Here is a 14,418-nt window from a genome sequence, read left to right on the forward strand (position 1 = left end):
TGGCGATCACCGTCTTGCCGGCCATCAGCTCGTTGAGGCTTTCCTGGATCGCCGCCTCGACTTCGGAGTCGAGCGCCGAGGTCGCCTCGTCCAGCACCAGGATCGGCGCGTTCTTCAGCAGCACCCGGGCAATCGCGATGCGCTGGCGCTGGCCGCCGGACAGCTTCACGCCCCGCTCGCCGACCCGCGCATCGAAGCCGGTGCGGCCGCGGCTGTCGGCCAGCGCCTCGATGAACTCCAGCGCGTGCGCCCGCCGCGCCGCCTCGCGGATCGCCGCTTCGTCCGCGCCCGAAGCCCCAAGTGCAATATTGTCGCGGATCGAGCGATGCAGCAGCGAGGTGTCCTGCGTCACCATGCCGATCTGCGCCCGCAGGCTCGCCTGCGTCACGCCCGCAATGTCCTGCCCGTCGATCAGAATGCGCCCGCTCTCCACGTCGTAGAAGCGCAGCAGCAGGTTCACCAGCGTCGACTTGCCCGCGCCCGAGCGCCCGACGAGGCCCACCCGCTCGCCCGGCCGGATCGTCGTCGTCAGGTCCTCGATCACCCCGCCCTTCTTGCCATAGTGGAAGCGCACGCCCTCGAACTCGATCCGCCCGGCCTCGACCCGCAGCGCCGGGGCGTTCGGCCGGTCCGTCACGGTCACCGGCCGGGTGATCGTCTCGGCGCTGTCCTGCAACGTGCCCAGCGCCCGGAACAGCCCGTTGAGCTGGCCGAGCAGCCGGCCGAGCAGCACGTTGAGCCGCAGCACCAGGCCGAGCACCAGCGCCACGTCGCCGGTCGTCACCCGCCCCGCCTCCCAGGCGAACACCGCCAGCGCGCCGATGGCGGCGATCATCGCGCCCGACAGCAGGCTCATCAGGCTGCGCACCGCCGTCAGCGTGCGGGTGAAGCGCCGGATCGCGGCGAGGAAGGTCTGGTAGCTCTCGCGGGTGCCGATCCCCTCGCGCTGCGTGTCGCTGAACAGCTTGATCGTCTGGATGTTGCCGTAGGTGTCGACGAAGCGTCCCGTCACGCCGGACGAGGCATGGGCGCTCTCCTTCGCGGTCCGGCGGATGCGCGGCACGTAGATGACGGCAAGTCCGGCGAAGCTCGCAAGCCACAGCGCCACGACGAGGCCGAACCACGGGTCGAGCGCGCTCACCAGCGCCAGCGTCGACACCGCGAAGACGACGATGAACCATATGACCTGCAGCAGGCTGACCATGAAGTCGCCGGCCGCCTGCCCCGATTGCCAGACCTTCTGCGAGATGCGCCCCGCGAACTCGTCCTGGAAATAGGCCAGCGACTTGCCCACCACCTGCGCATGGCCCTGCATGCGCACCAGGTTGAAGAAGCCTGGCACCACGACCTGCTCCTCCACCAGCGCGGTCAGCGCGGCGATGACCGGGCGCACCACCAGCACGGTCAGGCCCATCAGGATCAGGATCGTTGCGTTCTGCGCGAGGAAATCGGCCCGCGTGCCGGCCTGCATCATGTCGACCAGATCGCCGACGAAGACGTAGAGCGCCGCCTCGATCAGGGCGGTGATGCCGCCGAGCACCAGCATGACGAGGAAGGTCGCCCGCGCCTGCGAGACGAAGAACCACAGATAGCCGAAGCCCGTGCCCGGCACCGGGCGGTCGGGCAGCGGGGTCAGCGGATCGAGACGCCCTTCGAACCAGGCGAACAGTCTTTCGAGCACGGGAGCGCGGGTCCTTTGCTGTTGCCGGGAGGGCGGGTCGCGGGCAAGAAGGGGCGCTGAGGGGATGCGGGCGCCGCCCGCACCTGCATATGGGACACCCCGCCCCGCTTCCAAGCCCCGCTTCCAAGCCCGGACGTCGCACGCATGCCAGACCTTGTGCTCTTCCAGCCCGACATTCCGCAGAACACCGGCACCATCCTGCGGCTCAGTGCCTGCCTCGGCGTCACCGTGCATGTGATCGAGCCGGCCGGCTTTCCTCTGTCCGATCACGCCCTACGCCGCGCCGGCATGGACTATCTGGAGCGCGCCGCCATGGTCCGCCATGTCGACTTTGCCGCCTTCGAGGCCTGGCGCGCAGGCGAAGGCCGGCGCCTGGTGCTGCTGACCACCTCGGGCGCGGTCTCGCATCTCGATCACGGCTTCGAGGCGTCGGACCTGCTGATGCTCGGGCGCGAATCCTCCGGCGTGCCGCAGGAAGTCCACGCCCGCGCCGATGCCCGGATCGCCGTGCCGATGGTCGCCGGCCTGCGCTCGCTGAACGTCGCGGTCACCGCCGCCATCGTGCTCGGCGAGGCGCTGCGTCAAACCGGCGCCTTTCCCCCTCTCTCCCTCGCCTCCCCTTCCACCGGGCAATGAGTTCTGCCATGAAGCGGGGACGGGACGCCCCTTCACGGACGAGGAAAGCAGGAATGAGCGCAGCGACGACGGACACCAGCGGCGAGACGCGCGGGGGCGCCATTCCGGACGGGATCGACGACAAGAAGGTCCAGGCCGAGACCTGGTTCCGCAGCCTGCGCGACCGCATCTGCGCCGCCTTCGAGGCGATCGAGGACGATGCCGCCGAGCACGCCGCCCTGCCGGGCGAGCTTGCAGACCGGCCGGCGGGCCGCTTCGAGCGCACGCCCTGGGAGCGCACCGATTCGACCGGGGCAAAGGGCGGCGGCGGCATCATGTCGATGATGAAGGGCCGGGTCTTCGAGAAGGTCGGCGTCCACATCTCCACCGTCCACGGCGAGTTCTCGCCCGAGTTCCGCGGCCAGATTCCCGGCGCCTCGGAGGATCCGCGCTTCTGGGCCTCCGGCATCTCGCTCATCGCCCACATGCACAATCCGCATGTGCCGGCGGTGCACATGAACACCCGCATGGTGGTCACCACCCGCCAGTGGTTCGGCGGCGGCGCCGACCTGACGCCGGTGCTCGATGCCCGCCGCACCCAGGAGGACGCCGACACGCGCGCCTTCCACGCGGCGATGCAGGGCGCCTGCGAAGCCCATGCGGTCGCCGACTATCCTCGCTACAAAAAATGGTGCGACGAGTATTTCTTCCTCAAGCATCGCAACGAGGCGCGCGGCATCGGCGGCATCTTCTACGACTATCTCAACTCCGGCGACTGGGACGCGGATTTCGCCTTCACCCGGGACGTCGGCCTTGCCTTCCTCGACATCTATCCGAGGCTCGTGCGCGCCAACTACCACAAGCCGTGGGGCGAGGCGGAGCGCGAGGAACAGCTGATCCGCCGCGGGCGTTACGTGGAATACAACCTGCTCTACGACCGCGGCACGATCTTCGGCCTGAAGACCGGCGGCAATGTCGCATCGATCCTGTCGTCGATGCCGCCCTTGGTGAAATGGCCGTGAGGCGAGGCTGATCCCATGTCGATGCCGCCGCTGACATCCCTGTCCGTCACCGGCTACCGTTCCTTGCGCATGCTGCACATGCCGGTCGGCGCGCTCAACGTCTTCGTCGGCCGCAACGGCACCGGCAAGACCAACCTCTACCGTGCCCTCTCCCTGCTGCAGCAGGCGGCCCTCGGCCGCATCACCCGCGCCATCGCCGAGGAAGGGGGCGTCGAGAGCGTGCTGTGGGCCGGCACCCGCAAGCGCGGCGCCCCGGTGCGGCTGATCCTCAAGGCCCGGCTCGGCGACATGACCTATTCCATCGAGGTCGGCCTGCCGAACAAGATCTCGGATGCGGCGCTGCCGCTGGAGCCGCTGGTCAAGGAGGAGAGCCTGACGCTCGCCGCCGGCGCCCGCGAGGTGACGTTGATGCAGCGCGGCGGCCCCACCGCCTGGCTGCGCGCGGCCGACGGCACGAGGCTGACCTACGAGAACGAGCTGCTCGGCTCGGAAACCGCGCTCGGCGCCTTTCGCGACGGCGCCCGCTTTCCAGAGCTCGACATCGCCCGCCGCACCTTCGCCGACTGGCGCTTCTACCACGGCTTTCGCACCGACGAGGCCTCGCCGCTGCGCCAGCCCGCCCTTGCCCTGACGACGCCGACCCTGTCGTCCGACGGAGCGGACCTTGCCGCCGTCCTCGCCACGCTGACCATGGTACGGGGCGACGCCCGCGACATGGAGGCGGCCATCGAGGATGCCTTTCCCGGCGCCCGCCTCGGGGTCGAGGTGGTCGAGGGAACCGCACGCCTGTCGCTGCGCTTTGCCGACATGCCGCGCGCCTTCTCGGCCCGCGAGCTTTCCGACGGCACGCTCAACTATCTGGCGCTTTCCGGCGCGCTGCTCGCCTACCGTCTGCCGGCCTTCGTCGCGCTGAACGAGCCGGAGGCGAGCCTGCATCCGGAGCTTCTGGCGCCGCTCGCCCGCGTCGTGGCGCGGGCTTGCGAACGCACCCAGGTCTGGATCGTCACCCATTCGCAGGACTTCGCCGACGCGCTGGCGCGCGAGGCCGGTGCCGTGCCGCGCACGATCGTGAAGACCGAAGGCGCCACCGGCATCGAGGGGCTGAAGATCACGGGCGAATTCGCCGACGACGTTTAAGCCGTCTCAGGTCCGGCCAAGCACCGCCGAGACCAGCGCCGCCCGGTCGAGCGAAAAGCCGCTGTCGATCCAGTGCGTCTCGGCGAGGCGCAATCCCTCGCCGACCTTCGGTCCCGGCGCGAGGCCGGCCTTGGTCAGGTCGCCGCCCGAGACCGGCAATCTGGGCACGTCCAACGCCGCCACCGCCGCCAGCAGCGCACGCAGGCCCGCATCGTCCGCGGCACGCCTCGCCTCCGCCGCGGCCAGCAGCACGCCGTCCGTCGCCGCCTCGCGCCCGTGGCGATAGAGCAGTTCCAGCGCAGAAAGGCGCAGGGCCTCGGGCTCCGCAGGATCCGGCTTCCCTCCCGCCAGCTTCGCGCGCGCTGCATCGGCGGCAAGACGCGCCGCCTTCATCCGTCGGCGCTCGGCATTGGAGAGCCGCAGCCGGTCGGCCAGCGCATCGAGTTCCGCTTCGCCCCCCTCGCTGAGAGCGGCTAGCGCCAGCGCCGGCTCGCGCGTGCTCGCGCAAAGGGCATCGAGCGCCCGCAGAGCCCTGAACGGCGCCAGCCCGCCATGCGGCACCAGCACCAGCGGCATGATGTCGGCGTCCAGCATCGCCTCCAGCGTGGCGACCGCACCGCGCGCGCCGACGAGCTTGCGCATTTCCGCGCCGATGCGCTCAGCCGAAAGGCCAGCGAGCCCGTCCTTCAGCCTTTCGCAGGCGGCCAGCCCCTCGGCGTCGGGCTCGCCCTCGCCATACTGGGCGTGGAAGCGGAAGAAGCGCAGGATGCGCAGATAGTCCTCGCGGATGCGCCGGTCCGCTTCGCCGATGAAGCGCACTCGCCGCGCTGCCAGATCGGGCAGCCCCCCGACCGGATCGAACAGGGTGCCGTCGCGTGCCGCATAGAGCGCGTTCATGGTGAAGTCGCGCCGCGCCGCATCGTGCTGCCAGTCGCGGCCGAAGCGCACGGTAGCGTGCCGCCCATGCGTCTCCACGTCCTCGCGCAGGGTGGTCACCTCGAAGGCCCGGCCCTCGCTGACCACCGTCACCGTGCCGTGGTCGACGCCGGTCGGCACCGCCTTCAGCCCGGCCGCCTCGACCCGCCGGATGACGGTGTCAGGCTCCGCCGTGGTGGCGATGTCGATATCGCTGACGGCAACGCCGAGCAGCGTGTTGCGCACCGCACCGCCGACCACCCGCACCGCGTCGCCCGCCTGCTCGAGCGCGTCGAACACGGCCTGCAGGGCAGGCTCGCCCAGCCAGTCGGCCTTGATCCGATCGTCCATGCGCCCCTCCCAGCGACTGCTGCCTGCTATTCGTAGCGGCCGGGGATGAACTGGCCGTCGCGCAGTTCGGCCGGGCGGTAGCTCTGGCCGTCCGGCAGCCCGCCATGGGTGGTCAGCATCACCAGCCCGCCGACGACCAAGAGGCCGCCGGCAATGACCAGCCACAGCATCGGCCCCTTGCGCCAGTTCTCCGAGGTTTGCGCCTTCTTGTTGATGAACAGCCAGATCGCGAAGCCGATGAAAGGCAACGAGAACAGCAGGAGTTGGGTGAGAATGATACGCAGCATCAGCGGCACACCGTGTCATGGAGGAGGCGGAGGATACCGGCGGTAACCCCCCAGATGTACCGTTCGCCATAGGGCATGGCGTAGAAATAACGAGGCTTTCCGGCAAAGATCCGGGATTGCCGGTGGTGGTTGACGTCGTTCATCAGGAAGCGCAGCGGAACCTCGAAGACTTCCGCAACCTCGTCCGGATTGGCGGAAATCGACGCCTGCGGCGACACCAGGCCCAGCACCGGGGCGACCCGGTAGCCCGATCCGGTCAGATAGGTCGGCAGCACCCCGACAGGGCGCACGGCCCTCGGTTCGAGGCCGATTTCCTCGTTCGCCTCGCGCAGCGCCGCGCCGATCGGGCCATCGTCCTCGGGGTCGATCTTGCCGCCCGGCAGCGAGATCTGGCCCGCATGGCTGGTCAGGTGGTCGGTGCGCCGGGTTAGGATGATCGAGGCCCCGGCCGGCCTGTCCACCACCGGGATCAGCACGGCCGCATCGCGCGGCGGGCGCTTGGCGAAGGCGAAGGGTCCCATGTCGGGATTGAGGATGTGGTCGCCCACCTCGTCCATCGCCGCCAGCGCAAGACGCAGCCGCGCCTGCTCGACAAAGGCTTCCGCGCTGTCCAGCACAGCTGCCATGTCCGACGACAGCTCCGGCGTTGTCCGCGCCTCGCGTTCCCGCTCGATCTCCAGGCTCACCCTGCCCCGCCTGTTTCCGTATCCGTCTCGCCGGCCGCAACCGCCGGAAAGAAGACGCCGCCGCTCCATACGCCGAGCATGGCGCGTCCCCCGCTCTCGTGGTCGACGTCATGTTCCTCGAAAAGCTCGGCCAGCTGATAGAGCAGCGGCCGCGCCAACAGCGCATCGAGTGCGCCGCGTACCCTGATATAGGGTTTCAGCCCGTCGGTGCCAGCTTCCCGCTCGAAGCGGAGCGGATGGTCTGCATCCGCCTTTACCACATCGCCGACATTGGTGCGCAGGGTCAGCAGCCGGTCGCGGCCCTCGCCCTGCGCATGCATCTCCACCGCGATGAAGGGCGCATCCTCGACGGCGATGCCCACCCGCTCGACCGGCGTCACCAGATAGTGCCGCCCGTCCTCGTCGCGCCGCAGCACCGAGGCGAACAGCCGCACCAATGCCTCGCGCCCGATGGGCGAGCCCATGTAGTACCAGCGGCCGTCGCTGGCTATCCGCATGTCGATGTCGCCGCAGAAAGGAGGGTTCCAGCGCTCCACCGGCGGCGTTCCGCGCGTCTTGCCGGCCCGGGCGACGAGATCGGCCAGTCCGGCGGGCATCTTGCCGGCGTCCTCGGCCTGCCTGTGCGTCATCCCTGTCGCATCTCCCATTGTCGCCGCCATCATTTGGCCCATACCCTATCATGACATGGGTTACCATCGACGGATGGCAGACTGAGTCCCGGGCCGTTTCCCGCCGCAAGACTGCAACGGGGAGGCGGCGGATGGCAACCGCGGGCCGGCCCTGGCAGAACGAGCGATGTCGCAGCTGCCGCGTGATCAGGAGGTAAGAATCGACCATGAGCGCCGTCACTTCACCGGAAGTTGATCACGAGCAGGTCGCCCGCGATGCGGAAGCGGCGATGGACAGGATCACCGCCGCCCGCACCGAAATCGCCCGCATCATCTTCGGCCAGGAAAGCGTCGTCGAACGCGCGCTGGTCACCTTGCTCGCCGGCGGCCACGGCCTGCTGGTCGGCGTGCCCGGCCTTGCCAAGACCAAGCTGGTGGAAACGCTCGGCACGGTGCTCGGCCTCGATGCCCGGCGCATCCAGTTCACGCCGGACCTGATGCCCTCCGACATTCTCGGCGCCGAGGTGATGGACCAGGCCCGCGACGGCAGCCGCGCCTTCCGCTTCATCAAGGGGCCGATCTTCTCGCAGGTCCTGATGGCCGACGAGATCAACCGCGCCAGCCCGCGCACCCAGTCGGCCCTGCTGCAGGCGATGCAGGAATACCACGTCACCGTCGCCGGCCAGAGCTACGACCTGCCGCGCCCCTTCCATGTGCTCGCGACCCAGAACCCGCTGGAGCAGGAGGGCACCTATCCCCTGCCCGAGGCGCAGCTCGACCGCTTCCTGATGCAGATCGACGTGCACTACCCCGACCGCGAGGCGGAACGGCGCATTCTCATGGAGACGACCGGCGCCCAGGACGCGAAGGCGACCGCCGTCATGTCGGCTGAGGATCTCGTCGCCTGCCAGCAGCTCGTGCGCCGCATGCCGGTCGGCGAGAGCGTCGTCGAGGCGATCCTCGAGCTCGTCCGCTCCGCCCGTCCCGGCGAGACCGACGACGAGATCACCAGCCAGATCGCCTGGGGCCCCGGACCGCGCGCCAGTCAGGCCTTGATGCTCACCGTGCGTGCCCGCGCGCTGGTCGACGGCCGTCTTGCACCGTCGGTGGACGACGTGCTGGCGCTGGCCGAGCCGGTGTTGCAGCACCGCATGGCGCTGACCTTCGGCGCGCGCGCCGACGGGCAGACGATCCGCGGGGTGATCGGTCGCATCAAGAGCCGGATCGGGTAACGGCTCATGAGCGGCCTAGGGCGCTTTTCTTTCTCCTCGCCGGGCTCCGCCGCGCAGGACGACCCACAGGGAGCCCCCTGGCCGCAGGTCGTCGCCGGCGCGCGATCGCTCGCCGAGGCCCTGCCCGACCTCCTGGTCGAAGCCCGCCAGGTAGCCATGACGATCAATGCCGGCTGGCACGGCCGCCGCCGCTCCGGCACCGGCGAGAATTTCTGGCAGTTCCGCCCCTTCATCGCCGGCGAGCCGGTGCGCCGCATCGACTGGCGCCGTTCGGCCCGCGACGATCATCTCTATGTCCGCGAGCGCGAGTGGGAGGCCGCCCACACCGTCTGGCTCTGGGCGGACCTGTCGCCCTCCATGGGCTTCCGCTCGCATCTTTCGGCAACGCTGAAGCGCGACCGCGCCCTCGTTCTGCTGCTGGCGCTCGCCGATCTACTCGCCGACACCGGCGAGCGTATCGGCCTGCCCGGCCTGCGCCGCCCCGTCGCCGACCGCCATGCGGCCGAGCGCATTGCCGATGCGCTGGGGCATCTCGCCGATCCGGTCGGCCTGCCGCCGACGGAGGATATCCGCCGCTTCTCCGAAGTCGTTCTGATCGGCGACCTGCTCGACCCGGTCGAGGAAACGCTCGCCTGGATGCGCAAGGTCGCCGCCACCGGCGCCCGCGCCCATGTGGTCATGGTCCTCGACCCCATCGAGGAGACCTTCCCCTTCACCGGCCGCACCGAGTTCCGCGACCCCGAGACCGGCTTCAAGCTCACCAGCGGCAAGGCCGAGCAGTGGCGGCGCGCCTATCGCGACCGGCTGGAGGCGCACCGCCAGGCGCTGTCGGATGCCGCCCGCCGCGCCGGCTGGACCTTCGTCGTGCATCACACCGACCGCCCGGCGTCCGAGCCGATGCTGGTGCTGCACAGCCGCCTCAGCGGCATTCCGCTCAATGGACCGGGAGGCGCCGGCAGATGACCTCCTTCCTGCCCCTCGGCTTCACCGCTCCGCTGGTGCTCACCGCCCTGCTGCTGCTGCCGGTGATCTGGTGGCTGCTGCGCCTGATCCCGCCGAGCCCGCGCCGCGTGGCCTTTCCGCCCGCCCGCCTCCTCGCCGATATCGACAAGCGCGAGGAGACGCCGGACAACAGCCCGTGGTGGCTGACCCTTCTGCGCCTGCTGCTGGCCGCCGCGATCATCCTCGCGCTGGCCGGGCCGATCTGGCGCCCGCTGGCCGATGCCCCCGCCGGCTCCGGTCCCCTGTGGATCGTCCTCGACAACGGCTGGGCCTCCTCCTCGGGCTGGGAAACCCGCCGCCGCACGGCCGAGCGCCTCGCCGAGACCGCCGCCGACACCGGCCGGCCGGTCCTGCTCGCCGCAACCGCGGAAGGCGCCGACCAGCCGCTCGTGCCCCAGAACGCCCGCCTCGCGCTGGAGCGTCTGCGCGTGCTCGAGCCGCGCTCCTGGCCCGCCAACCGGGGCGAGCTGACGCTCGGCCTGCGCAAGGCCGCGCAGGAGACCCTGCCCGGCTCGGTCGTCTGGCTCGCCGAGGATGCGGCAACTGCCGGAACTCCGCGCTTCGTCGAGGACCTGCGCGCCCTTGCCGGCGACAGCGAGCTGACCGTCATGACCGGGCTCGGCCGCCCCACTGTTCTGGCCGACGCCCGCAACGACATCGAGGCGCTGACCGTCTCCCTGCTCGCCGACACCCCCTCCTCCGAATCGCGCACCATCCGCGCGCTCGACATGCGCGGCCTTACCCTCGGCGAGGCCGACGCCGCCTTCGAGGCGGACGGCGTGACCGGCACGGCCCGGTTCGACTTCCCCGTCGAGCTGCGCAACGACGTCGCCCGGCTGGAGCTGGTCGGCCAGGACAGCGCCGCCGGCGTGCAGCTGCTCGACGACCGCTGGCAGCGCCGCACCGTCGGCATCGTCTCCGGCGCCTCCGCCGATCAGGCGCAGCCGCTGCTGTCGCCGCTCTACTATCTGGAGCGTGCGCTCTCGCCCTTTGCCGAATTGCGCCGCCCGCGCCAGGAAAACCTCGCCGAAGCCCTGCCGGATCTCATCGAACAGGGCGTCTCCGTCATCGTGCTGGCCGATGTCGGCCGCCTGCCGGAAGGCGCGACGGAGTCCGTCGCCGCCTGGGTCGAGCAGGGCGGCGTGCTGCTGCGCTTCGCCGGCCCGCGCATGGCCGGCGGCACCGACGACCTGGTGCCCGCCGCCCTTCGCGCCGGCGACCGGACGCTGGGCGGCAGCCTGTCCTGGGAGCAGCCGCAGCCGCTGGCAAGCTTTGCGGAAACCTCCCCCTTCGCCCGCCTCGACGTGCCGGCCGACGTCACGGTCAACCGGCAGGTGCTGGCCGAGCCGGGACCCGATCTTGCCGACCGCACCTGGGCCTCGCTCGCCGACGGCACGCCGCTCGTCACCGCCGCCGCGCGCGGGCGCGGCACGCTGGTCCTCTTCCATGTCACCGCCGACACCGGCTGGTCGAACCTGCCGATCTCCGGCACCTTCGTCTCCATGCTGCGGCGGATCGTGGCGCTCTCCTCCGCTTCCGGCGCAAGGGGCGAGGGCGCCGGGGCCGGTGCCGCCGCCGGCACGGTGCAGGAGCCGGCCGAGGTCCTGCTGCCCCCCGTGCGCGTGCTCGACGGGCACGGCCGCCTCGGCCCGCCGCCGGCCTCGGCCCTGCCCGTTTCGGCGCGCCAGGGCGAGGTTGCGGTCAGCCGCCGCCATCCGCCGGGCCTTTACGGCAGCGACGATGCCTTCCGCGCCATCAACCTCTTCGCCTCGCTCGACGAGGTCATGCCGCTCGACCTCGGCCCGCTCGACGGCGCCGCGACGGTCGCGACGTATCCCACCACGGAGGCGAGTGACCTCAGGCCGCTGCTCTTCCTCGCCGCGCTGCTGCTGCTCTTCGCCGATGCGATCGCGATGATGTGGCTGCGCGGCGACGCGCAGGGCCTGCGCGGCCGGCTGTCCCGCGGCGCGGCGGTGCTGCTTCTCGCCGGCCTCGCCGCGGCGCTCGCCCTGCCGCAGACGGCACGGGCGCAGGAGACGTCCGACGATCTTGCAGCGCTTGAGGCGACGCTCGACACCCGCCTTGCCTATGTGCTTACCGGTCAGCCGGACCGCGACGCCACCAGCCGCCAGGGCCTGCTCGGCCTCACCCGCTACCTCTCCACCCGCACGGCGCTGGAGCCGGAGGCCCCCGTCGGCGTCGACATTGCGACCGACGAGCTCGCCTTCTACCCCGTGCTCTACTGGCCGATCTCGGAGACGACGCCGGTTCCCTCCGCCGAGGCGCTGGCGCGCATCGACACCTATATGCGCAACGGCGGCACCATCCTGTTCGACACCGCCGACCAGCTCTCGGCCGGGATTTCCGGCTTCGGCACCTCGCCGGCGGTGCTGCGCCTGCGCCAGGTGCTCGACGGGCTCGACATCCCGCCGCTGGAGCCGGTGCCGGCCGACCACGTCCTGACCAAGGCCTTCTATCTGCTGGAGACCTTTCCGGGCCGCTATGCGGACGGCCCGCTCTGGGTCGAGGCAACGGAGACGCGGAACACCGGCGAACGCCCGGTCCGCGCCGGCGACGGCGTCTCGCCGCTGCTGATCACCGGCAACGACTTCGCCGCCGCGTGGGCGGTGGACGAGGCCGGCAACCCGCTGTTCCCGACCGTTCCGAACGATGCCGTGCAGCGCGAGTATGCCTACCGCTCCGGCGTCAACATCGTCATGTACGCCCTGACCGGCAACTACAAGGCCGACCAGGTGCACGTTCCGGCGCTGCTGGAACGGCTCGGACAATAGGAGCGCACCTGTGATCTGGTCCCTCTCCTTTGCCCCTCTCGTGCCGGTCTGGGCGCTCGCCGCCGCCGCGGTGGTCGCCCTGCTGCTGGTCGTCGGCGCCTTGGTGCTGCGCCTGCCGGCCTGGCCGTTGCGGGCGCTCGCCATGGCGCTTCTGTTGCTCGCGCTGACGGGCCCTGCGCTCGAACGCGAGGACCGCGAGCCGCTGTCCAGCGTCGTTTCCGTCATCGTCGACGAAAGCCAGAGCCAGCGCCTCGCCGACCGCACCAGCGCCGCCGCTGAAGCCTTGAGCGCGCTGGAGCAGCGCTTTTCCGGCCTGCCCGGCTACGAGGTCCGGGTGACGCGTGCCGGGCGCGGCGACGGCGCTACCGCCGACGGCACGGCGCTGTTCTCCGCGCTTGCCGACAGCCTGTCCGACGTACCGCCGGACCGTATCGGCGGCGCCGTGATGATCACCGACGGCCAGGTCCACGACATTCCCGCCCGTGCCGCGGACCTGGGCTTCAACGCCCCGCTCCACGCGCTGGTCACCGGGCGCGAGGACGAGATCGACCGCCGTCTTGCCATCGCCCGCGCCCCGAAATTCGCGCTGGTCGGGTCCGAGCAGGTCGTGACGCTGCAGTTGCAGGACCGCGGCGTGACAGGCGCCAGCGGCCGGGTGCCCATCGTGGTGCGGCGCGACGGCGAGGTCGTCTCCCAGCAGATGGCCCAACCCGGCGCCACCATCGACATTCCCGTCACCATCGCCCATGGCGGCAACAACATCTTCGAGTTTTCCGCCGAGGTGCTGGAGGGCGAACTCACCGACATCAACAACCGGGTCGTCGTCACCATCGAAGGCATCCGCGAAAACCTGCGCGTCCTGCTGGTCTCCGGCAGCCCGCATGCGGGCGAGCGCACCTGGCGCAACCTGCTGAAGTCCGACGCCTCCGTCGATCTCGTCCACTTCACCATCCTGCGTCCGCCCGACAAGCAGGACGGCACGCCGATCCACGAGCTGTCGCTGATCGCCTTCCCGACGCGCGAACTTTTCTCGGTGAAGATCGACGAGTTCGACCTGATCATCTTCGACCGCTACGAGCGGCGCGGCGTGCTGCCCCTCCTGTATTTCGACAACATCGCCCGCTATGTGCGCGAGGGCGGCGCCGTGCTCGTGGCCGGCGGCCCCGACTACGCGGAGGGCGGCAGCATCTACCGCACGCCGCTGTCGCCGGTCCTGCCGGCAGAGCCCAGCGGCACGATCTACGAGGAGCCGTTCCGCGCCGGCATCTCCGAGGTCGGCAACCGCCATCCGGTGACGCGCGACCTGCCCGGCTCGGCCTCTGAGCCGCCGGCCTGGAGCCGCTGGTTCCGCCTGGTCGATGCGGCCGTGCGCAACGGCGAAACGCTGATGACGGGCACCGAGGACAAGCCGCTCCTGGTGCTCAGCCGCGAGGGCGAGGGCCGCGTCGCCGTGCTCCTGTCCGATCACGTCTGGCTGTGGGCGCGCGGCTACGAGGGCGGCGGCCCGCATGTCGACCTGCTGCGCCGTCTCGCCCACTGGCTGATGAAGGAGCCGGATCTGGAGGAGGAGGCCCTGCGCCTCACCTCGCGCGGGGCCGAGGTCGTCGCCGAGCGCCAGACCATCGGCGAGACCGTCGGCGACATGACGCTGACCCTGCCGGGCGGCGAAACGCGCAACCTCACCCCGACCGAGGTCTCGCCCGGCCTGTGGCGCGCCACCGCGCCGGCGCCCGATCTCGGCCTTTATTCCGTCGACGACGGCACCCGCAAGGCGCTGGTCCATGTCGGCCCGCCGAACCCGCGCGAGTTCACCGACGTGCTGTCGACCGTGGAGACCCTTGCGCCGGTTGCCGGCGAAACCGGCGGCAGCGTCCGCCGCCTCGCCGGAGCGGACGACCGCATCGTCGTGCCGCGGGTGGTGCCGATGCGCCGGGCGACCAGCTTTGCCGGCGACGGCTGGATCGGCTTCCGCACGACGGAAGCCAGCATCCTGCGCGGCATCGACCGCTATCCCCTGTTCCAGGGCCTGCTCGGTCTCGCCCTGCTGCTCGGCGGCGTGTCGTTCTTGTGGTATCGCGAGGGACGCTGAG

At 70.7% G+C, this 14,418-nt stretch carries 12 protein-coding genes; 7 read left to right on the plus strand and 5 right to left on the minus strand.

All coding sequences use genetic code 11. The annotated features are described in order from the left end of the window. Nucleotides 1–1,681, minus strand: a 1,681-nt coding sequence (locus MNI96_RS19470; protein ID WP_249695841.1) for an ABC transporter ATP-binding protein, incomplete at its 3' end; no start/stop codon positions are given. Nucleotides 1,682–1,825: 144 nt separating this feature from the next. Here MNI96_RS19470 and MNI96_RS19475 point away from each other — a divergent pair. Genes MNI96_RS19475 through MNI96_RS19485 form a run of 3 tightly spaced genes read left to right on the plus strand, consistent with a single transcriptional unit; the run spans nt 1,826 to nt 4,455 of the window. Further along, nucleotides 1,826–2,317: a tRNA (cytidine(34)-2'-O)-methyltransferase gene (locus tag MNI96_RS19475; RefSeq protein ID WP_249695842.1), complete on the plus strand. Its 492-nt coding sequence runs from the start codon at nt 1,826–1,828 to the stop codon at nt 2,315–2,317. Between the two features lie 53 nt (nt 2,318–2,370). After that, entirely contained in the window at nt 2,371–3,318 is a 948-nt protein-coding gene (hemF, locus tag MNI96_RS19480) for an oxygen-dependent coproporphyrinogen oxidase (RefSeq protein ID WP_249695844.1), read from the plus strand. A 21-nt stretch (nt 3,319–3,339) separates the two neighbouring features. Next, entirely contained in the window at nt 3,340–4,455 is a 1,116-nt protein-coding gene (locus tag MNI96_RS19485; RefSeq protein WP_249695975.1) for an AAA family ATPase, read from the plus strand. A 6-nt stretch (nt 4,456–4,461) separates the two neighbouring features. Here the strand turns inward: MNI96_RS19485 and MNI96_RS19490 are convergent, their stop codons facing one another. From MNI96_RS19490 to MNI96_RS19505, 4 genes are read right to left on the minus strand one after another with little or no spacing between them, the layout of a single operon-like run. After that, entirely contained in the window at nt 4,462–5,721 is a 1,260-nt protein-coding gene (locus MNI96_RS19490; protein ID WP_249695846.1) for a CCA tRNA nucleotidyltransferase, read from the minus strand. A gap of 26 nt (nt 5,722–5,747) precedes the next feature. Further along, nucleotides 5,748–6,008 carry a DUF6111 family protein gene (locus tag MNI96_RS19495; protein ID WP_249695848.1) on the minus strand — a complete coding sequence of 87 codons (261 nt, stop codon included), beginning with the start codon at nt 6,006–6,008 and terminating at the stop codon, nt 5,748–5,750. Continuing rightward, complete coding sequence (locus MNI96_RS19500) at nt 6,008–6,694, minus strand: CoA pyrophosphatase (RefSeq protein ID WP_249695850.1); 687 nt, start codon at nt 6,692–6,694, stop codon at nt 6,008–6,010. The genes MNI96_RS19495 and MNI96_RS19500 overlap by 1 nt, the downstream gene beginning before the upstream one ends. After that, nucleotides 6,691–7,356 carry a DUF1285 domain-containing protein gene (locus MNI96_RS19505; RefSeq protein WP_502960364.1) on the minus strand — a complete coding sequence of 222 codons (666 nt, stop codon included), beginning with the start codon at nt 7,354–7,356 and terminating at the stop codon, nt 6,691–6,693. The genes MNI96_RS19500 and MNI96_RS19505 overlap by 4 nt, the downstream gene beginning before the upstream one ends. Before the next feature lie 173 nt (nt 7,357–7,529). Here MNI96_RS19505 and MNI96_RS19510 point away from each other — a divergent pair, with 173 nt between their 5' ends. The 4 genes from MNI96_RS19510 to MNI96_RS19525 are packed head-to-tail and all read left to right on the plus strand — an operon-like array spanning nt 7,530 to nt 14,417. Continuing rightward, entirely contained in the window at nt 7,530–8,534 is a 1,005-nt protein-coding gene (locus MNI96_RS19510) for an AAA family ATPase (protein ID WP_249695851.1), read from the plus strand. 6 nt (nt 8,535–8,540) lie between these two features. Further along, the gene (locus MNI96_RS19515; RefSeq protein ID WP_249695853.1) at nt 8,541–9,497 is read left to right on the plus strand and encodes a DUF58 domain-containing protein; all 957 of its coding nucleotides are present in this window, start codon (nt 8,541–8,543) and stop codon (nt 9,495–9,497) included. Then, a complete protein-coding gene (locus MNI96_RS19520; RefSeq protein ID WP_249695855.1) occupies nt 9,494–12,328 on the plus strand; it encodes a DUF4159 domain-containing protein in 2,835 nt (944 codons plus the stop codon). The genes MNI96_RS19515 and MNI96_RS19520 overlap by 4 nt, the downstream gene beginning before the upstream one ends. Nucleotides 12,329–12,338: 10 nt before the next feature. Continuing rightward, the gene (locus MNI96_RS19525) at nt 12,339–14,417 is read left to right on the plus strand and encodes a hypothetical protein (protein ID WP_249695857.1); all 2,079 of its coding nucleotides are present in this window, start codon (nt 12,339–12,341) and stop codon (nt 14,415–14,417) included. Nucleotide 14,418: the final 1 nt, after the last annotated feature.

Source organism: Stappia sp. WLB 29, from assembly GCF_023507705.1.
Lineage (GTDB): Bacteria > Pseudomonadota > Alphaproteobacteria > Rhizobiales > Stappiaceae > Stappia.

Bases quoted from the DNA above. Each gene is read 5' to 3' on its own strand.
- MNI96_RS19475 (WP_249695842.1), top strand. From the start codon at position 1,826: ATGCCAGACCTTGTGCTCTTCCAGCCCGACATTCCGCAGAACACCGGC.
- hemF (WP_249695844.1), top strand. From the start codon at position 2,371: ATGAGCGCAGCGACGACGGACACCAGCGGCGAGACGCGCGGGGGCGCC.
- MNI96_RS19485 (WP_249695975.1), top strand. From the start codon at position 3,340: ATGCCGCCGCTGACATCCCTGTCCGTCACCGGCTACCGTTCCTTGCGC.
- MNI96_RS19490 (WP_249695846.1), bottom strand. From the start codon at position 5,721: ATGGACGATCGGATCAAGGCCGACTGGCTGGGCGAGCCTGCCCTGCAG.
- MNI96_RS19495 (WP_249695848.1), bottom strand. From the start codon at position 6,008: ATGCTGCGTATCATTCTCACCCAACTCCTGCTGTTCTCGTTGCCTTTC.
- MNI96_RS19505 (WP_502960364.1), bottom strand. From the start codon at position 7,356: ATGATGGCGGCGACAATGGGAGATGCGACAGGGATGACGCACAGGCAG.
- MNI96_RS19510 (WP_249695851.1), top strand. From the start codon at position 7,530: ATGAGCGCCGTCACTTCACCGGAAGTTGATCACGAGCAGGTCGCCCGC.
- MNI96_RS19515 (WP_249695853.1), top strand. From the start codon at position 8,541: ATGAGCGGCCTAGGGCGCTTTTCTTTCTCCTCGCCGGGCTCCGCCGCG.
- MNI96_RS19520 (WP_249695855.1), top strand. From the start codon at position 9,494: ATGACCTCCTTCCTGCCCCTCGGCTTCACCGCTCCGCTGGTGCTCACC.